General features: G+C 65.9%; 14 protein-coding genes and 2 pseudogenes. 6 read left to right on the forward strand and 10 right to left on the reverse strand.

The window, feature by feature from the left end; translation table 11 throughout:
- Nucleotides 1-145 precede the first annotated feature (145 nt).
- Nucleotides 146-1,281, reverse strand: a protein-coding gene (locus A3M1_RS0104880; RefSeq protein WP_085930249.1) for an IS3 family transposase whose coding sequence is annotated in 2 segments (ribosomal slippage) — nt 146-1,026 and nt 1,026-1,281 — 1,137 coding nt in all. Because the reading frame shifts where the segments join, the coding sequence is not laid out codon by codon here.
- Nucleotides 1,282-1,306: 25 nt separating this feature from the next.
- Between A3M1_RS0104880 and A3M1_RS27170 the strand changes: the two are divergent.
- Nucleotides 1,307-1,438: pseudogene (locus A3M1_RS27170) on the forward strand (IS256 family transposase); the annotation flags it as partial.
- Between the two features lie 40 nt (nt 1,439-1,478).
- Here A3M1_RS27170 and A3M1_RS25790 read toward each other — a convergent pair.
- Nucleotides 1,479-1,852 (reverse strand): annotated as a pseudogene (locus A3M1_RS25790) (IS3 family transposase); the annotation flags it as partial.
- A 348-nt stretch (nt 1,853-2,200) separates the two neighbouring features.
- Here A3M1_RS25790 and A3M1_RS0104900 point away from each other — a divergent pair.
- Nucleotides 2,201-3,016 (forward strand): DUF6065 family protein, encoded by an 816-nt coding sequence (locus A3M1_RS0104900; RefSeq protein WP_245261572.1) that lies wholly within the window; start codon nt 2,201-2,203, stop codon nt 3,014-3,016.
- A 209-nt stretch (nt 3,017-3,225) separates the two neighbouring features.
- Here the strand turns inward: A3M1_RS0104900 and A3M1_RS0104905 are convergent, their stop codons facing one another.
- A complete protein-coding gene (locus A3M1_RS0104905) occupies nt 3,226-4,194 on the reverse strand; it encodes a hypothetical protein (protein ID WP_018387843.1) in 969 nt (322 codons plus the stop codon).
- Nucleotides 4,195-4,335: 141 nt separating this feature from the next.
- Nucleotides 4,336-4,806, reverse strand: coding sequence for an Lrp/AsnC family transcriptional regulator (locus A3M1_RS0104910; RefSeq protein WP_018387844.1), 471 nt, complete (start codon nt 4,804-4,806; stop codon nt 4,336-4,338).
- A gap of 129 nt (nt 4,807-4,935) precedes the next feature.
- On the opposite strand from A3M1_RS0104910, the gene A3M1_RS0104915 reads away from it, so the two are divergent.
- From A3M1_RS0104915 to tviB, 3 genes are all read left to right on the forward strand, one after another.
- On the forward strand, nt 4,936-7,305 hold the full coding sequence (locus tag A3M1_RS0104915; protein ID WP_018387845.1) for a transketolase: 2,370 nt from the start codon (nt 4,936-4,938) through the stop codon (nt 7,303-7,305).
- Between the two features lie 108 nt (nt 7,306-7,413).
- On the forward strand, nt 7,414-8,433 hold the full coding sequence (locus A3M1_RS0104920) for an NAD-dependent epimerase/dehydratase family protein (RefSeq protein ID WP_018387846.1): 1,020 nt from the start codon (nt 7,414-7,416) through the stop codon (nt 8,431-8,433).
- 19 nt (nt 8,434-8,452) lie between these two features.
- The gene (gene tviB, locus A3M1_RS0104925) at nt 8,453-9,736 is read left to right on the forward strand and encodes a Vi polysaccharide biosynthesis UDP-N-acetylglucosamine C-6 dehydrogenase TviB (RefSeq protein ID WP_018387847.1); all 1,284 of its coding nucleotides are present in this window, start codon (nt 8,453-8,455) and stop codon (nt 9,734-9,736) included.
- 20 nt (nt 9,737-9,756) lie between these two features.
- Here the strand turns inward: tviB and A3M1_RS0104930 are convergent, their stop codons facing one another.
- The 6 genes from A3M1_RS0104930 to A3M1_RS0104955 form a co-directional block, all read right to left on the reverse strand.
- Nucleotides 9,757-11,025: a glycosyltransferase family 4 protein gene (locus A3M1_RS0104930; RefSeq protein ID WP_018964190.1), complete on the reverse strand. Its 1,269-nt coding sequence runs from the start codon at nt 11,023-11,025 to the stop codon at nt 9,757-9,759.
- Nucleotides 11,022-12,167: a non-hydrolyzing UDP-N-acetylglucosamine 2-epimerase gene (gene wecB, locus A3M1_RS0104935; RefSeq protein ID WP_018387849.1), complete on the reverse strand. Its 1,146-nt coding sequence runs from the start codon at nt 12,165-12,167 to the stop codon at nt 11,022-11,024. The genes A3M1_RS0104930 and wecB overlap by 4 nt, the downstream gene beginning before the upstream one ends.
- 39 nt (nt 12,168-12,206) lie before the next feature.
- A complete protein-coding gene (locus tag A3M1_RS0104940) occupies nt 12,207-13,067 on the reverse strand; it encodes an SDR family oxidoreductase (protein ID WP_018387850.1) in 861 nt (286 codons plus the stop codon).
- 46 nt (nt 13,068-13,113) lie between these two features.
- Nucleotides 13,114-14,136 (reverse strand): polysaccharide biosynthesis protein, encoded by a 1,023-nt coding sequence (locus A3M1_RS0104945; protein ID WP_018387851.1) that lies wholly within the window; start codon nt 14,134-14,136, stop codon nt 13,114-13,116.
- 34 nt (nt 14,137-14,170) lie between these two features.
- Nucleotides 14,171-15,283 (reverse strand): glycosyltransferase, encoded by a 1,113-nt coding sequence (locus tag A3M1_RS0104950; RefSeq protein ID WP_018387852.1) that lies wholly within the window; start codon nt 15,281-15,283, stop codon nt 14,171-14,173.
- Between the two features lie 108 nt (nt 15,284-15,391).
- Complete coding sequence (locus A3M1_RS0104955) at nt 15,392-16,939, reverse strand: O-antigen ligase family protein (protein ID WP_018387853.1); 1,548 nt, start codon at nt 16,937-16,939, stop codon at nt 15,392-15,394.
- 240 nt (nt 16,940-17,179) lie between these two features.
- Between A3M1_RS0104955 and A3M1_RS0104965 the strand changes: the two genes are divergently transcribed.
- Nucleotides 17,180-18,282 (forward strand): IS3 family transposase gene (locus A3M1_RS0104965; protein ID WP_085930250.1). Its coding sequence is split into 2 segments (ribosomal slippage): nt 17,180-17,441 and nt 17,441-18,282, totalling 1,104 coding nucleotides; the frame shifts between segments, so codons are not numbered across the junction.
- Nucleotides 18,283-18,326 lie beyond the last annotated feature (44 nt).

The following is an 18,326-nucleotide window of genomic DNA, read 5'->3' on the forward strand; positions in this document are numbered from 1 at the left end:
GGCTGAGCGCAGATCGAGACGATCCCTCCGCCACGCCGGACCTAGAGGTAGGTGGCGTCGATTAGAGATAGGGCCAGTCGCCCTTGAGGTGGTCCCCATTTGGCGGACAGTTTGGCGGCTTCGCTAAGCTTGGTTCTGGTCAGTGTCACGCCGCCATGTTGATGCCGTCGCAGGCCGTATGGACCTCCTCCGGCGTTCTGCCGCCGAGAGCCGAGTGGGGCCTCGTGCGATTGTAGTAGGTGACCCACTTGCCAATCCCGGCCCGAGCCTCGGAACCGGTTTCGAAGGCATTGACGTAGATGCACTCGTATTTTAGCGATCGCCAGAGGCGCTCGATGAACACGTTGTCCATCCAGCGGCCGCGGCCATCCATGGAGATCCGCACGCCGGCGTCCAGCAGCACCTCGGTGAAGCGCGGGCTGGTGAACTGGCTGCCCTGGTCGGTGTTGAAGATGCCGGGCCGCCCGAACCGGGACAAGGCCTCCTCCAGCGCCTCGATGCAGAAGTCCGCCTCCATGGTGTTGGAGAGCCGCCAGGACAGAACCCTGCGGCTGTGCCAGTCCATGATGGCGACCAGGTACAGGAACCCGCGCCGCATCGGGATGTAGGTGATGTCGGCGCACCAGACCTGGTCAGGCCGGTCGATCGCCATATTCCGCAGGAGATAGGGGAAGACGCGGTGCTGGGGGTGCCGCACCGTGGTCTTCGGCCGCTGGTAGATGGCGGCCAGCCCCATGCGGGCCATGAGGCGCCGCACGCGCTTGCGCCCGGCTGCGTGTCCTTGCCGGCGCAGATGGCGCACCATCTGTCGCGAGCCGTACCAGGGCGTATCGAGGAACTGGCCGTCGATCGCCTGCATGATGGCAAGGGTCTCGAGGCTTTCGGTCCGCGAGCCGCCGTAGAACGCCGACCGGCTGATGCCGACCAGGGCACATTGCCGCGTGATCGGCAGGTGCGGGTGATCCGGTTCGATCATGTCGCGTCTCGCCCCCACGCTCAGCGCCCGGAGGCCCGACGCAAAAAATCCCGTTCCACCACCAGTTGGCCAATCTTCGCGTGGAGCTGGTCGATCTCACCCTCGCGGGCAGCCTCGGCGGCTTCTGACTTGCCGGAGAACACCGTGGCCATCCCCTCGATCGCCTGCTTCTTCCAGGCGTTGATCAGGGTCTGGTGAACGCCGTGCTTCGCCGCCAGTTGAGCCACCGTATGCTCGCCGCGGAGCGCCACCAGGGCCACCTTGGCCTTGAAATCCGCAGAATACCGCTTCCTCTTCCCCGTCATCGGGCTCGTCCTTCCGTCAGGTCGAACCAAGCTTAGCTCCCTGTCCGGGTTTCGGGGACCACCTCAGTGGAAGATGGCTCAGCGTGAATGGGGCATGGCAAAGGCCCAGTTCGCCGTTCTCTTCGGAGAGCGTTTCACAAGGGCCATGGCGGCCTGATCTTCAACCCGCCGCCCCGCACACGAAATTCCTGACACTCCCTGTCGAGCTCGCGAGCGACCCTCACCCCGGACGGCGAGGTGTCCGCCACCAGCGCCAGGCACTCGGGGGTGCAGTCGTCGACGATGGCCAGCATCCGGAAGCGGCGGCCATCGGTCATCTGGTCGGCGACGAAGTCGAGCGACCAGCGCTCGTTCGGTCGCAGCGGGCATCATCGGCGCCCGCGTCCCGATCGCTCGCTTGCGGCCGCCACGCCGGCGGACCATCAGCCTTTCCTCATGGGTTGTGCCGGAACAGCCGCTTGTGGTTGACCCGGAAGCCCTCCCGCCTGAGCAGGACGTGGAGACGCCTGTAGCCGGACCGCCGCCGTTCCTGGGGGACGGCCTTCATCCGCTCACGCAGCGAGGCGTCATCGCCAACATCAAACCCGACACAAAGGCCGACAATGCATTAGGGTCAAGCTGGACCACTCAATCGGGGCAGGCCACAACCCCCTCGGACTTTGTCGCCGCGCCTTTTCTCAGATACTGTAAAATCTGCGGCCTCCACCTGCTCCGCCTCTTCCAGGACGAGGAGAATCTAATCCTCAGGTAGCGTCTCGGCGCGTCGGCCGATAGAGGGGCCTGCAGCCTCGAAGACACAGACCACAGCCACTTCGCGGGCGTCGCGCCGGCTTGCCGGAGCGGCGGAAACGGTGCGATCCTAGAGGCGCGGCCTTCGGATCGCTTCCCGCGCTATTGCCCTCACGCCTCCATTTGCCCCATGACCTCTCTGACCAGCTACCGCCTGCGAACTGACGCCCCTGCGCTGGTGCCGGCACGCGCCGAACGCGCGTGGATGGACGCGACATCCCAGCGCTTCGCCTATCGCTGCCTGCCGCTGTCCATCGCCAACAGCATGGGCTGGGAATTGCTCTGCCCGATCACCTTCGAGGCAGAATGGGACGGGCGGGACGGGCTCGACGCCATCGCCATCTCGGCGGATTCGATGGACATCGAGTTCCATGCGGCGTCGCATTTCGGCTTCGGCGTTCTGACCATGTTCACCCATTATTTGTTCCGGACCGAGCCCGGCATCGGCATGAGCGTGCGCGGCTGTCCCAACCTGCCCAAGGATGGAATCCACGCGCTGGAGGGCCTGGTTGAAACGGACTGGCTCGACTTTCCCTTCACCATGAACTGGAAGTTCACCCGCCCCGGAACGGTGCGCTTCGAGAAAGATGAACCGTTCTGCTTTCTGGCACCCGTGCCCTATCGCGCGCTGGAGGCCGTCCGTCCAAAGATCGTCCCGATCGAGATGGCAGCCGACCGACAAGAGGCCGTGCGCCAGTATGGAGAGCTGCGGGGAGCATTCAACGCTTTGCTCAACAGCGGAGACCCGGAGGCGATGCGGCAGGGATGGCAGAAATGGTATTTCCGGGGCGTGCATCCCGACGGGAAGCCCGGCAACCCTCTCCATGTGTCGAAGCTTCGTCTTGCCGAACCTCTCATGGTGGAAATGCCGGCGTCGGAGACCGCCCCACCCCGTAGCAACGCGAACGACATTCCGACCGATGACAGCCCGGCGGAGCCGTGCTAGCGTTTCTGCGGTACCATCGGTTTGAAGCCGTTTTGGTCCTGCATTTCAAGGAGATAAGCTGTGAAGTACACGTTCCGCCCTGTCGCCTCCCCCGCCCCCATGGGTCCGCCCCCGATCCAGCCCAAGTGAATTAAACCGCGTCCCAGCGGTAGAACGCCGGCCTTGCGGCCGGCGTTTTCTTTTTGGAAAGACGACACGAGACGTGCGTTTCAGGGGCCCGGAGGGCCGACGAAACCCGGGCGGAACCAAACCCAGGGGCGGCGCGCCCGCCAGTTCGGTAGCCAGACGCTTCCTCCCACCGGGGTGTCGATGGCTTCGTGGCACTCGGCCATGCGCCGGCGCGCGAACAACGTCGTCTCCGTGCGGATGGCCGGCGACCGTGGCTTGAACGGGCCGATATACGGGTTGGTGTTGACCTCGAACAGCACCGTGCGGCCGTTATACTGGGCGTGATCGGCGCGGCCATACTCCAGATTGCCCAGGGCGAAGGCGCGGGAGAGGTCGTCCGCGTAGCGGTTGGCAAGCACGGCGTCGTGCTCGTCCTGCGCGATCTCCGGCGTCACCTTGGCGTGGTCGCCGATCTTCACCAGCCAGGTATCGTCGACCGCGATGTGTTCGAGCACCGTCTGGCCGCCGATGCACCAGGTGCCCCACTTCGCCCACAGGGTTTCATTGTAGCGCTCGGCCGCGAGTTCGATGACGAGAAGCCCGCGCAGCGGCATCCCCGCCTTCTTCAGCGCCGCCAGGCCGGCGGTCAGCGATTCCTGGTCCTCGTAGAGCGTGTCGAACGGCATGCCATGGCCGAGCTCATTGCGCACGAAGACGGGGAAGCGACGGGGATGCGGATCGGTGTCCGCATGGTAGACGCCGAACGGGTTGAACCCTTCGCGCCGGAGCGTGGTCAGCAGTTCGACCCGCGACATCGCCATCGCCGGGTCGTTCAGGCAGCGCAGGCCGGCCGCCGTCATCATCCGGTAGAGCTCTGCGGCGAGTTGCAGCATCCAGGGCCGCAGCGATTCGAAATCGCAGAACACATAGGTGGCGCGGGGAATGCGGACCGAGCGCAACAGGCGCTCGTAATGGGTGTGGCGTATGTCGGGCGTCGGCACGCCGAAGGTTTTGTCGAGGCGGCTCTGCACCGCCAGCTGATGGCCACGAAAGCTGATGAACACGATCATCGGTCGACCTTACAAGCGGCGGGGGCGCGCGGGTAGCGGGAGGGAGCGGGGCGAAGCGGGAGCCCCCGCCACGCGGTCCGTCTTTCTGGCGGCCTGCCAGCCGTTTTGCAACCTCCCCCGGCGCCGGGCGCAAGAGCTCGTCTAGTTCACCGGAAGCGCCTGCGAATGCTTTACCTGGCTCAGCGCGAAGCTCGATTCGATGGAGGCGACGCCTTCCAGCCGGGTGAGGGTGCGCTTGAGGAAGGCCTCATAGGCCGGCAGGTCCTTGACCACGATGCGCAGGAGATAGTCCCGCTGGCCGGTCATCAGATAGCACTCGACGATCTCCGGCCAACGGGCGATGGCGCGGGCGAAGCGGTCGAGTTCGTCCTCGCGCTGGCGCTCCAGCTTGATCGAGGCGAAGACGCTGACCGGCAGGCCGACCTTGTCCTGGTCGATCACCGCGACATAGCGCTTGATGACGCCGGCTGCCTCCAGATTGCGCACCCGCCGGGCGCAGGGCGAGGGCGAGAGGCCGACCTCGCCGGCGAGCACCTCCATCGTCGTGTGCGCGTCCTGCTGGAGGATGGCGAGGATTTTTCGGTCGATGGTATCGAGCCGGGCGTCTGGCATATTTTTCTGCCTGAGAGGGCTGCATTGGTGAGTTCAGCCATACTAGATGCACCTGGCGACCGAAAATAGCTCCAAACGCCCTTTCCCTGTGGCTAGGCTATTCGGATAGGTGAGCCGGGAACGCCGACCATGGTCAAGATCGCCGAACGCAGTGCCGACGACATCGCGATGCTGAGGGAGCTGGAGCGCAAGATCCTCTGGCTGGCGACGTGGACCATCCACAACGCCAACCATGTCCGCCCCAATGCCGACGGGCTGAAGGTGGGCGGCCATCAGGCCTCCTCGGCTTCCATGGCAACGATCATGACCGCGCTCTATCTCAAGGCGCTGCGGCCGCAGGACCGGGTGGCGGTGAAGCCGCATGCGAGCCCGATCTTCCACGCCATCCAGTATCTGTTCGGCAAGCAAACGCGGGAAAAGCTCGAGAATTTTCGCGCCTATAAGGGCGCGCAGTCCTATCCCTCGCGGACCAAGGACATTGACGACGTGGATTTCTCCACCGGCTCGGTTGGCCTCGGCGTGGCGCAGACGCTGTTCGCCTCGCTCGTGCAGGACTATCTCGGCGCCAAAGGTCTCGGCCACGGGCCGGAAGGCAAGATGATCGCGCTCGTCGGCGACGCCGAGATGGACGAGGGCAACATCTTCGAGGCGCTGCTGGAGGGCTGGAAGCACGGCCTGCGCAACACCTGGTGGATCGTCGACTACAACAGGCAGAGCCTCGACGCCGTGGTGCGCGAGGGGCTGTGGGAGCGGTTCGAATCCATTTTCGGCAGCTTCGGCTGGGATGTGGTGATCCTGAAATACGGCCGGCTGCAGCAGGCGGCGTTCGAGGAACCCGGCGGGCAGGCGCTCAAGCGCTGGATCGACACCTGCCCGAACCAACTTTATTCCGCCCTCACCTTCCAGGGCGGCACCGCCTGGCGCAAGCGGCTGATGGACGATATCGGCGACCAGGGTGACATCACTGCGCTGATCGAGCGGCGGAGCGATGACGAACTGGCCGCCCTGATGGGCAATCTCGGCGGGCACGACCTGCCCTCGCTGGTGGAGGCGTTCGAGCAGGCGCGCACGCATGACCGGCCGGTCTGCTTCATCGCCTACACTATCAAGGGCTTCGGCCTGCCGCTGGCCGGGCACAAGGACAACCACGCTGGGCTGATGACGCCTACCCAGGTGGAAGCGCTGCGCGCCCGCCACAATGTGCGCGAAGGGCATGAATGGGATTTGTTCGAGGGGCTCAGCGCCCCGCCCGCCGCGCTGCAGGCGTTTCTCGACGCGGTGCCGTTCCGCACCGGTGGCACGCGCCGGCACCAGCCGCCAAAGATCGAGGTGCCGGCCACGCTCGACGTGCCGTTGCAGCCTGCCATGTCGACCCAGCAAGGCTTCGGCCTGCTGCTAAACGAGATCGGCAAGCGCGACGATCTGTTCGCCCGCCGCGTCGTCACCACCTCGCCTGATGTGACCGTCTCGACAAATCTCGGCGCTTGGGTCAACCGGCGCCAGCTCTTCGCCCGCGAGGAACTGGCCGACACCTTCAAGAAGGAGCGGATTCCCTCGACCTTCAACTGGGAGTTCTCGCCCAAGGGCCAGCATATGGAGCTCGGCATCGCCGAGATGAACCTGTTCACCATGCTCTCCGCGCTCGGCCTGTCGCATTCGCTGTTCGGCGAGCGGCTGCTGCCGATCGGGACGCTCTACGATCCCTTCATCGAGCGCGGGCTCGATGCGCTGAACTATGCCTGCTACCAGGACGCCCGCTTCATTATCGCCGCCACGCCGTCCGGGGTGACGCTGGCGCCGGAGGGCGGCGCGCACCAGTCCATCGCCACGCCGCTGATCGGCATGGCGCAGGACGGGCTGGCGAGCTTCGAGCCGGCCTTTGTCGACGAGCTCGCGGTGATCCTGCGCTTCGCCTTCCAGCACGTGCAGGCGGAGGATGGCGGCTCGGCTTACTTACGCCTTTCCACCCGCACCATCGAGCAGCCGCGCCGGACCATGGACGCCGGGCTGGCCGCCGACATCGTCAAGGGCGGCTACTGGCTGCGCCGGCCGGGGCCGAACGCGCAGGTGGTGCTCGCCTATAGCGGGGCGCTGGCGCCGGAGGCGATCGAGGCGGTGGGGCTGATCGCCGAGGACCGGCGCGATGTCGGCCTGCTCGCCGTCACCTCGGCAGACCGGCTGCATGGCGGCTGGACGCAGGCACAGCGCGCGCGAGAGGGCGGCGACGTCGAGGCTCGCGCCCATGTCGAGACCCTGCTGGACGCCGTGCCGCCCGGCTGCGCGATCATTTCCGCCGTGGACGCTCACCCCGCGACGCTGGGCTGTCTCGGCTCCGTGCATGGCCACCGCGCCCGGGCGCTGGGCGTCGAGCATTTCGGCCAGACCGGTACGATTGCCGACCTCTACCGCCATTTCGGCATCGACGCGCAGGGCATGGTGCGTGCGGCGCAGGCGATGACGCCCGGCCGGCCGATCCGCCATCTGCGGGCGGTGGGCTGACCGCAGGGGGAGGCCGACCGCGAGCCTGCTTCCCAACCCGTCCGCCACAGCGTAACAAGGCAGCCAAGGCAATGCGGCGCCAGATCGGCGCGGCAGCGGAGGACGGGCGTGGCGCAGCGGCGCATTTTCATCACCGGCACGGCCGGCTTCATCGGCTTTCACCTGGCGCGGCTGCTGCTGGCCGAAGGTTTCCGGGTGCATGGCTACGACGCGATGACGGACTATTACGATGTCCGCATCAAGCAACGCCGCCACGCCATGCTGGCGCAGAACGAGGCCTTCGCCGCCACCGAGGCGATGCTGGAAGACATGGAGACGCTCTCGCGGACGGTCGAGGACTTCCAGCCTGACGTTATCGTCCACCTCGCCGCGCAGGCCGGCGTGCGCTACAGCCTGGAACATCCGCGCGCCTATATCGACGCCAATATCGTCGGCACCTTCAACGTGATGGAATGCGCGCGGGCGCTCCCGGTGCAGCATCTGCTCATGGCCTCGACCTCCTCGGTCTACGGCGCCAATGAGGACATGCCCTTCCGCGAGACGGAAAAGGTCGATACCCCGCTCACTATCTACGCCGCCACCAAGAAGGCGACGGAGGCGATGGGGCATTCCTATGCCCATATCTACGGCCTGCCGACGACCATGTTCCGCTTCTTCACCGTCTACGGCCCGTGGGGCCGGCCGGACATGGCGCTGTTCAAGTTCACCCGCGGCATTCTCGAAGGCACGCCGATCGACATCTACAATCATGGCGAGATGTGGCGGGACTTCACTTATGTCGACGATCTCGTGCGCGGCATCCGCCTGCTGATCGACGCCGTGCCGCCGCTTCCCGGCGCGCGCGGCGAGGCGATCCCCGGCGACAGCCTCAGCCCGGCCGCGCCCTTCCGCGTCGTCAATATCGGCAATTCGGACCAGGTGCGCCTGCTCGATTTCGTCGAGGCGATCGAGACCGAGCTGGGCCGCAAGGCGATCCGCAACTATTTGCCGATGCAGACCGGAGATGTGCCCGCCACCTGGGCGGATGCCAGCCTTATCGAGAAGCTCACCGGCTTCCGCCCGAACACGCCGATCCGCGAGGGCGTGGCCCGTTTCGTCGCCTGGTATCGCGACTATTACCGCGTGTGACCGCCGCCCGGAGTGAAGAATGCGCTGCCCCTCGACCGAATCCGCCCGCCTCGCCGTCATCGGGCTTGGCTATGTGGGCCTGCCGCTGGCGGCGGAGTTCGGCAAGCGACGGCCGGTCGTCGGCTTCGACATCAGCCGCGAGCGGGTCGAGGCCCTGCGTGCGGGTCGCGATGCGACACTCGAAGTCACCCCCGAAGAACTCGCCGAGGCGGACCAGCTATCGTTTTCCGACGACATGGAGGACCTGCGCACCTGCACCGTCTTCATCGTGACGGTGCCGACACCGATCGACCGTTACAAGCAGCCCGACCTCGGCCCGCTGCTCCGCGCGTCGCAGACGGTGGGCGCGGTGCTCAAGCCGGGCGACATCGTCATCTATGAATCGACCGTCTATCCCGGGGCCACGGAAGAGGACTGCGTGCCGGTCCTGGAGCGCGTCTCCGGCCTTGTCTTCAATCGCGATTTCTTCGTCGGCTACAGCCCGGAACGCATCAATCCCGGCGACCGCACGCACCGGCTCACCACGATCCGCAAGGTCACGTCAGGCTCGACGCCGGAGGCCGCCGAGGCGATCGACCAGCTCTATGCGAGTATCGTCACCGCCGGGACATTCCGGGCCGATAGCATCCGCGTCGCCGAGGCGGCCAAGGTGATCGAGAACACCCAGCGCGACCTCAACATCGCGCTTATCAACGAACTCGCCATCATCTTCAACCGCATGGGCCTCGACACCGAGGCGGTGCTGCGGGCCGCCGAGAGCAAGTGGAACTTCCTCCCCTTCCGGCCCGGGCTGGTGGGGGGCCACTGCATCGGCGTCGACCCCTATTATCTCACCCACAAGGCGCAGGCGATCGGCTACCACGCGGAAATCATCCTCGCCGGGCGGCGGCTCAATGACGCCATGGGCCCCTATGTCGCGAACCAGCTGGTGAAAGCGATGCTGAAGCGCCGCATCGAGGTCGACGGCGCCCGGGTGCTGGTCATGGGGATGGCGTTCAAGGAGAACTGCCCGGACCTGCGCAACACGCGGGTCGTCGACGTGGTGCGCGAGCTGCAGGAGTTCGGTGCCGTCGTCGACGTCTGGGACCCCTGGGTCGACGGGGCGGCGGCCCGCCACGAATATGGCCTCGACCTGATCGAGCGGCCGGAAGCGGGGACCTATGACAGCATCGTCCTCGCGGTGGCGCATGGCGTCTTCCGCGAAATCGGTGCCGCCGGCATCCGCGCGCTCGGCAAGCCCCGGCATGTGGTCTACGACCTCAAATACATTCTGCCGGCGGCGGATTCCGACCTGCGCCTGTAGCGGGGGGCAGGCCTCGCGGCCTACCCGGTCTTGCGCCGTTCGGCGATGGCGGCTTTCACGACGTCGGCGAAGGCTTGCGTTCCCTTCTCGAAGGACAGTTCACGCTCATAGAAGGCGCGGCCGCGCGCGCCCATCCGCTCGCGCTCGGCCGGATCGAGCGCGGCCAGCTGCTGCACCGCCGCCGCCAGCGCCGCGGAATCCTCCGGTGGAATGGCCAGGCCGGCATCGGCGGCGCGCAGCATGTCCGCCCCGTCGCCGGCCACGGCCATGAGGATCGGCCGGCCGGTGGCGAGATAGGCCTGCGTCTTCGACGGCACCGTGATGGCGAAGAGCGGATCATCCTTGAGATGGACCAGCAGCACATCCGCCGCCGCGAGCCACGGGCCGACCTCCGCCTTCGACACGCGGGGAAAGAACCGCACATTGCCCAGCCCACGCGCGGCCGCCGCCAGCTTCAGCCTCTCCGTTTCGAGCCCGTCGCCGAGGATGCAGAACTCGATCTGCGGGTGAGATTCCGCGAGGAGGGCGGCAGCGTCGAGCACCGTGTCGAGCCCCTGGGCCCGGCCGAGATTTCCCGCGAACAGCACGCGGAACCGACCCGGCGCGGCGAGGGCGGCGGGCGGAGCGGGGGCAACCCCGCCTGTTTCGATATGGTCCCCCCAATTGTGGATCACCCGGATCCGGTCGGGCGCCACGCCGCGCTCGATCAGCAGCCGGCGGAACCCTTCCGACTGCGCGATGATCCGGTCCATCCGCCGCCAGGTCCAGCGGCAAACCCGGCCGATCAGGGCGATGAGCCTTTCACTGTTGACCATTCCCGTCGCGCGCAGCGTGTCCGGCCACATGTCCTGCACATCCACAACGACCGGGATGCGCCGGAAGAAACCCGCCACCGCAGCCGTGACGCCGACCATGATCGGGGGATGATAGGCCAGGATGACATCGGTGCGGCGCGCGAAAAAGGTCAGGTAGACAAGGGCCGAGGCGAAGAAGCTGAGATAGTTGAGGCTGCGGCCGATGCGGCTGCTGTCATGGCTGGGATAAAGCGCCAGTCGCGTCAGCAGCACATTGCCGATCTGCCGCCGGTTTATCGGCCGGATCTTGTAGCCTTCATAGACCTTGCCGCTGGGATAGTTCGGAAAGCCCGTCACCACCTCGACCTCGAAGCCGAGCGCGTGCAGCCGCTCGGCAAAGACGGACCCCTTGTTGGCGGTAGGTTCTGGATCGAACCACTGCGCGACGTAGAGCAGACGTGGACGCACCGGCTGCGCGGACGAATCTAGTGTCACGAGAGGTCATTCCCGCGAATGCCGTCCCAGGCGTTGGACAGCGGCGCCGTTCCCAGCACAAGGCTGACGACGCGCTCCGAGGTGTTGGTCACCTGGTAATCCTCCGGCACCGGATAGGGCAGACCCGCCGCCCCGCGCTCCGTGAACAGGCGGGTGGCTATATCAACCCCGCGCAGCACCGCCTCGCGCGCAAGCCCGGTGATGATGATCGAGCCGGTGTCCAACGCCTCCGGCCGCTCGATCGCGTCGCGCGGGGTGACTGCGGGGAAGCCGAGGATCGAGGCCTCCTCGGCGATGGTGCCGCTGTCGGAGATGGCGCAGAGCGCGCTCATCTGCAGCTTGTTGTAGTCGTGAAAGCCGAAGGGCTTCATGAAGCTCACGCGCGGGTCGGCGACCAGGCCGGCCGCTTCCAACCGCTTGCGCGTACGCGGATGGGTGGAGACGATCACCGGCAGGTCGTAGCGCGCCGCGAGCGCCGAAAGCGTTGCCACCAGTTCGCCCAGACGGTCGGCGCGGTCGACATTTTCCTCGCGATGCAGCGAGACGATGAAATAGCCGCGCGGGGAAAGGCCGAGCCGCTCCAGCACGTCGGAGGCCTCGATGCGCGGCCGGTAATGCTCCAGCACCTCGCGCATGGGCGAGCCGGTGAGGTAGATGCGCCGATGCGGCAGGCCCTCGGCAATGAGGTGCCGTCGGGCGTGCTCCGTATAGACCAGGTTGAAATCGGAGATGTGGTCGACCAGCCGGCGGTTGGTCTCCTCCGGGACGTTGCCGTCGAAGGAGCGGTTGCCGGCTTCCATATGGTAGACAGGGATCTTCATCCGCCGCGCCATCAGGGCGGAAATCGCCGAATTGGTATCGCCGAGGATGAGCACCGCGTCCGGCCGCTCGGCGGCCAGCACCTTCTCGCTCTCCATCAGGATCTTGCCCAGCGTCTCGCCGAGGCTGCCGCCGCCGGTGCCGAGGAAATGGTCGGGCCGGCGCACGCCGAGATCCTCGAAGAACACCTCGTTCAGCTCATAGTCGTAATTCTGGCCGGTATGGACGATGCGATGATCGCAGAACGCATCGAGCCGCGCCATCACGCGGGAGAGACGGATGATCTCGGGCCGCGTGCCCAGTATGGTCATGACCTTCAGCATCGTCTTATCCTGGAAAGAGCCTGGTGCGCTGCCTTCAGCTCAGCCCGCATAGACATCGTGCAGCTCCTGCACCAACGTTGGCCAGTCCGGCGGCGCGTAGCCCGTTGCGGCGCGGAAGCGGTCCGAGCGCAGCGAGCGGTCGATCACCGGCTCCGGCCTCGGCACGATCTCGGTCTGCTTGCCATACACATCGGCGACGAGGCGCAGCAGGTCGTATTTGCTGATGGGCGACGCCGAGACATGATAGAGCCCGCGCAACCCGGGGTTCGGCAGGACGTGGCGCACCAGCACCCGCCCGAACTCGACCGTCGTCACCCCGGAGAAGACCGCGCGGGTGAAGCCGGCGACCGGGCCCTCCTGCGCGAGGAACCAGTCGATCAGCGAATGATGCGTGCCCAGCTCGTGCCCGACCAGCGAGGTGCGCAGGGTGATCGCATGGGGATAATCGACCTCGCCGAGCAGCTTGCTTCGCCCGTAGAGGTCGGTCGCGTTCGCCGTATCGTCTTCGCTGTAACTGCCGCGCGCGCCATCGAAAACGCAATCCGTGCTGACATGCACGAGCCGGACACCAGCCTCCCCGCACAGGCGCGCCAGCTGGTGTGGCAGAACGGCGTTAATCGGCAAAGTGAGGAGAGGATCCTCGGCGCCGACCAGTTGCTTGATGACGCCGATCGCGTTGACGACGACATCGGGCTGGGTCCGCGCGAGGATCGCCCGCAGCGCGTCGAGATCGTGGATGTCGAACAGCGGCAGCACGGCGCCGGGATAAAGAAAGGGCAGTTGCGCGGCCGCGTCCGGCCGGCGGGCGACAGCGATCACCTCAACCCCGGGCTCGCGCGCCAGCACCCGCGTCACCCCATTGCCGAGCATGCCCAGCGCGCCGAGAACGACCACCTTCATTGGAATTCCGGTCTCCCTGGACGCACAGCGCCCGCACCATTGCCGCTCATGCGTTCCAGCCCTCAAGCTCGGCTACGACCTCCGGCAACGTCAGCAGCAGGGCCTTCACCGCCGCGACGTCCAGCCGCTCGGTATTGTGCGAATGGTAGTCGTTCTGGCCGACGGTTTCGAGATCGCCCTCGGAGAAATAGGGGCGGTAATTGAGGTCGCGACCGTCCATGCCGACGCGGAAATAGTCGCCCATATCCTCGCTCTTGGTGAGTTCCTGGGCGCTGACCAGCGTCTCGTAGAGCTTCTCGCCATGGCGCCAGCCGATGACCTCGACCGGATGGTCCGGGCGGCCGAACAGCTCCTTCAGCGCGGCGACGAGATCGGCGAGGGTCGCTGCCGGCGCCTTGCGCACGAAGAGGTCGCCCTGCCGCGCGTTCTCGAAGGCGTGGTGCACCAGCGCCACCGAATCGCGCAGCGGCATGAGGAAGCGCGTCATGCTCGGTTCGGTGATGGTGATCGGCTGGCCGGCCTTGATCTGCCGGATGAACAGCGGGATGACCGAGCCTCGCGAGGCCATGACATTACCGTAGCGCACCAGCGACACCGTGGTCGGCGCCTCGGGGCCGATGGAGCGCGCCATGGCATGCGCCAGCTTCTCCATCATCGCCTTGGAGATGCCCATGGCATTGACCGGGAACACCGCCTTGTCGGTGGACAGAAACACCGCCGAGCGCAAGCCCGCCGCCACCGCCGCACGCACCACATTCTCCGAGCCGAGGACATTGGTCCGCACCGCTTCCATCGGGAAGAATTCGCAGGAGGGCACCTGCTTCAGTGCCGCCGCGTGAAAGACGCGCGTCGCGCCCGCCATCGCCCGGTCGACGCTGTCGCGGTCGCGCACGTCGCCAATATAGAAGCGCACATTGCCGCTGCGCAGCGTGTTGCGCAGCATGTCCTGCTTTTCCTCATCGCGGCTGAAGATGCGGATTTCCGGACATCCTCGGCGCAAAAGGTCGTGCAGCATCGTCCGGCCGAAGGAGCCTGTACCCCCCGTGATCAGAACGCGCTCTTCCTGCATGCGATTCCTCTTGGCTGCGGCCCGCAGGCTGTACCTATGCCATGACGGAGCGGGAAGCGAGAGCGGACAAAAAGAGATTGCGGCTGTCCGCCACGTCGTTGCCCTCCCTTTGCCGCCGGCGCACGAAAGCGGCGGCCCGGGCGCGGCGCGCCAGCGCGGCTTCAGTGGGCTCAACCGCCATCGCCTCGATAAAGGCGGCGAAGGCGCCGGGCGCGCCGAGGGGCAGGTCATCCCCCACCCCCGCCACTGCGAGAGCGCGCCAGGGCGTGGCATCCGACAGCAGGACCGGCGTCCCCGCCGCCAGTGCCTCGGCGATGACATGGCCGAAATTCTCGCCCCGGGTGGGGAAGAAGAACAGATCATGCGCCGCGAACACCGCCGGTACCTCGTCAGGATGCACCGGGCCCGCCCATCGCACGGTGACGTGCGCCGGCAGGCTTTCGGCAAGCTCGCGGCAGAACAGGGCATAGTCCGCGTCTTCCAGCGGGCCATAAATGACGAAATCCACCTCGCACCGGACGCTGGCTAGCACGGTGAGGGCGAAATCGAGATTCTTCTTCGGCGACACCCGACTGAGGAACACCACGCGCAGCGGCTGGCCGGGCGCGCGCGGCGGATGGACCGGCGGCGGCCCGAGGATGGGTTCGGACAGGTCGCACGCCACCGCTACGTCCATCTCCGGCCCCATGACGGCCCGGATGTCGCTGGCCTCAAAGGGTGTCGACGCCTGCCAGCGCAGACCGGCGAACAGGCCGGCCGCGCGGCTGGCGCGAAGGTAAGCCCGCTTCTTGGCGGTCTTGAGCGCTAGCGCGCCGACGGAAAACTCGCCGCGCGGCGCGAGCACGGTCGGCCGCGAGGGAACCAGGCCGAGCCGCCGCGCCACCAGCGGGGCGATGGAAAAGCGCGGCGAGAAAAAGCTGTTGATATAGAGCAGATCGTGCGGGGTCTGGCGGATGAGGCGGGCCAGCGCCAGCGGCCCCTGCCGGGCGGGCGACGCATAATACACCTGCGCCCGGCCCACCGGCACCCAGCGATCGGTCTCCATGTCTGCATAAGCGGCCACATCGCCGAGGTCGCGATCGGAAGTGAGGATGTGGAAGTGGAACTCATCCGCCAGATGCTCGACGAGATTAGCAATGCTGCGCAACGGCCCACCTGCGCGGAAGCCGGGGAGATAGTGGGAGAGCGGCAGGAGGATGCGGGGCTTTCCGGAAGCGCAAGGGTTCTCAGAGATCGGCACGAGGCCTCCACGTCATCACGGACGCCAGGATTCGCGCCGGTACCCGGCGCCGGGGAGGGTCCGAGCGCCGGGATAGTCAGAGCGTGGACCGAACCCACCTGCGCAGTGCTCCAGCGGCGCCGGCCCCCTCACCGCAGACGATCGCCCCGGTCGACGGCTCGCCTCCGATTGATTCGCGCTCCCACAGGAATAGCTCCACGCGAGCAACATCATGGCCAGCAATCCCTGGCCGCCGGCGGAGAACATCGACGCTTCGGCCAGATTGACCAGGAGTGCCGTCAGGCACACGGCGAGAGGGACCACCCCGCCCCGGGCCGCCACTTGCACCAGTCGGACCACCCAGAGGAGAACGAGCACGAGCCCAAATATGCCGGTCTCCTCCAAAATAGCGATGGGGGTGACGCCCTTCTCCACCGCAGCGCTGAGCGGCAGCCCTAGGATCGGATCGCGAACGATCTCCATCGCCATCGGATCGGAACCGATGCCGAATCCGATGCCCGTGAAGGGATAGTTCCAGATATTCGCCAGCATGGGCTGCATGAGAACGCCTCGCGAGGCGTTGTAGGCGTCCGTAAGGCCTGCGACGTCAGCCCGTCCCGACTTCGTCAGATAGTGATCAATAAGACTCACAATCTTGGGTAAGAAGACAATCATCGCGGCCACGGCTAGGCAGACCATGCTCCAGACGCGCCAGCTTCGCAGTCCCGGCATGACATTGAGAACCCGGCGCCCGCCGACGAGCATTGTGAGCCCAAGGCTGCCTAGGACGCCACCGAACATGGCGAGACCGGCCACCCGGGCCTCCGAGAGCAGAATGCCGAAGACGCTGGCGCCCATGATACCCACCAGAACCCAGGAAGGTTGCCGCTGAGACAGGAACCGGGTGACACTCCAACTCGCGAGGAGCGCCATCGTCACGCCGAAGGCCTGCGGTTGGTTGAAAATCCCCTGGAATCCGGTTCCATTAGCCAGAAAGCCCATTGGCGTCACGAACAGTGGCAGACTGAAAACCAGCGTCGCAACGAGAATCCAGAACAGCTCATCGCCCACTCTTTCCCTTTGCCAGTCGGAAAAGCCCAACCAGGCCGAAAGGCAGACGACCATCGTCAACAGCCAAGAAATGCACTTCAGAAGCGATACATCCACCACGCTGCTGAAAAGCAACGAATGGACGATAAAGAACGCCCCTAGGATAAACGTTCCGGAAATGAAGCTATCCGAATGGCGGCGCACGGCCGGCTTGTACGCCACTGCCGAGATGATCGACGCGATAAGAACCCCATACCGCCCGGCCCCGCCCAACGCACCGTCGGGTGAGAAACCGGGATTCATCAGCGTGAAGAGCCAGGAGACAATGAACGCCCGAATGGCATGAGGACGGCCCAGTGCCGCGTAGCCCGCAAGAACGAGATAGCTGAGATCAGCAGTAGGGGATGAAGCGAGCCGCAGCACGACGGCAGCGACAAGCGGCAGGTAGGTCAGACGGCCAAAGCCACGCTCCCATGGCGGCTCGACGGGGCGGTGATAGAAGGCATAGGACCTGTGTCTCAAAAGCGTGCCCAATCACGACGCCGCAAGCTGCGGCAGTAAAGCCCGGCTAGTCTCTCCTGGGCAACAAAAAGCTGCCTCGGCCGCCATGGTACCATTAAATCGACGGTCTGGGGTCGCAGCGGGAGCGACATTGTTCCATCATCGCCCAGCCGCCAGAGCACCGCAACCGCTTGATCTGATCCCCGAAAACTGGACCGTTTGAAGCTGGATTTTTCCGCGGCAGTATCCCTTGGCTGTGAGGAGCGGAAGACGATGAAGGCATCGAAGTTTTCGGACGCGCAGAAGGCGTTCATTCTGAAGCAGGGAGCGGATGGCGTGCCGGTGGCGGATATCTGCCGGCGGGCCGGGATCAGCCAGGCGACCTATTTCAACTGGAAGAAGAAATATGAGGGGCTCGCCCCGCTCGAGATGAGGCGGCTGAAGCAGCTCGAGGACGAGAACACGAAGCTGCGAAAGCTCGTCGCCGACCTCTCCCTCGACCGGGAGATGCTGCAGGATATCGTCCGCCGAAAAATCTGAGGCCTGGTCGCAAGCGCGAGCTCGTCGGCAGGATGTGTGGCGAGTGGCAGGTGTCGATCCGCCGGGCCTGTGCGGCTCTGGAGTTCGACCGGTCCACCTACCACTACAGATCCTGCCGACCCGACCAGGCCCCGTTGGCGGCCCGCATCAGGACGATCTGTGAAACGCGCGTCCGCTACGGCTACAGACGCGTGCAGGTGCTGCTGCGCCGGGAGGGCTGGATCATCAACCAGAAGCGAACCCGGCGGATTTACAACGAGTTAGGCCTGCAGCTGCGCAACAAGACGCCGAAGCGTCGGGTGAAGGCGAAGTTGCGGGAGGACCGGACGCCGGCCACCCGGCCGAACGATGTCTGGGCGATGAACTTTGTCCATGACCAGCTGGCCACCGGCCGCAAGATCCGGGTGCTGACGGTCGTCGACACCTTCTCTCGCTTCTCACCGGTGGTGGATCCGCGTTTCAGCTATCGGGCCGAGCACGTGGTGGCGACCCTGGAGAGGGTTTGCGCCAAGATGGGCTATCCGCGGACCATCCGGGTCGACCAGGGCTCCGAGTTCATCTCCCGCGACCTCGATCTGTGGGCCTATGCCAAGGGGGTCACGCTGGACTTCTCCCGGCCCGGCAAGCCCACCGACAACGCCTTCATCGAGGCTTTCAATGGCCGCTTCCGGAGCGAGTGCCTGAACACGCACTGGTTCCTGACGCTTGCGGATGCGGCCGAAAAGATGGAGGCTTGGGTCAGATACTACAACGAGGATCGGCCGCACGGGGCCATCGGCCACAAGCCCCCGATCGCGTTGCAGAACCCCGGCGGCGTAGCCAGCCCACCGCCGTGAAGCAGCCCGGAAACTCCAGCTTCCGGCGGTCCAGAAAATGGTCT

Origin of the sequence: Ancylobacter sp. FA202 (genome assembly GCF_000380205.1) — a bacterium.
Classification (GTDB): domain Bacteria; phylum Pseudomonadota; class Alphaproteobacteria; order Rhizobiales; family Xanthobacteraceae; genus Ancylobacter.

Excerpts from the sequence above, each read along its gene's own strand:
- A3M1_RS0104900 (WP_245261572.1), top strand. The coding sequence starts at position 2,201 with ATGACCTCTCTGACCAGCTACCGCCTGCGAACTGACGCCCCTGCGCTG.
- A3M1_RS0104915 (WP_018387845.1), top strand. The coding sequence starts at position 4,936 with ATGGTCAAGATCGCCGAACGCAGTGCCGACGACATCGCGATGCTGAGG.
- A3M1_RS0104940 (WP_018387850.1), bottom strand. The coding sequence starts at position 13,067 with ATGAAGGTGGTCGTTCTCGGCGCGCTGGGCATGCTCGGCAATGGGGTG.
- A3M1_RS0104910 (WP_018387844.1), bottom strand. The coding sequence starts at position 4,806 with ATGCCAGACGCCCGGCTCGATACCATCGACCGAAAAATCCTCGCCATC.
- A3M1_RS0104945 (WP_018387851.1), bottom strand. The coding sequence starts at position 14,136 with ATGCAGGAAGAGCGCGTTCTGATCACGGGGGGTACAGGCTCCTTCGGC.
- wecB (WP_018387849.1), bottom strand. The coding sequence starts at position 12,167 with ATGCTGAAGGTCATGACCATACTGGGCACGCGGCCCGAGATCATCCGT.
- tviB (WP_018387847.1), top strand. The coding sequence starts at position 8,453 with ATGCGCTGCCCCTCGACCGAATCCGCCCGCCTCGCCGTCATCGGGCTT.
- A3M1_RS0104905 (WP_018387843.1), bottom strand. The coding sequence starts at position 4,194 with ATGATCGTGTTCATCAGCTTTCGTGGCCATCAGCTGGCGGTGCAGAGC.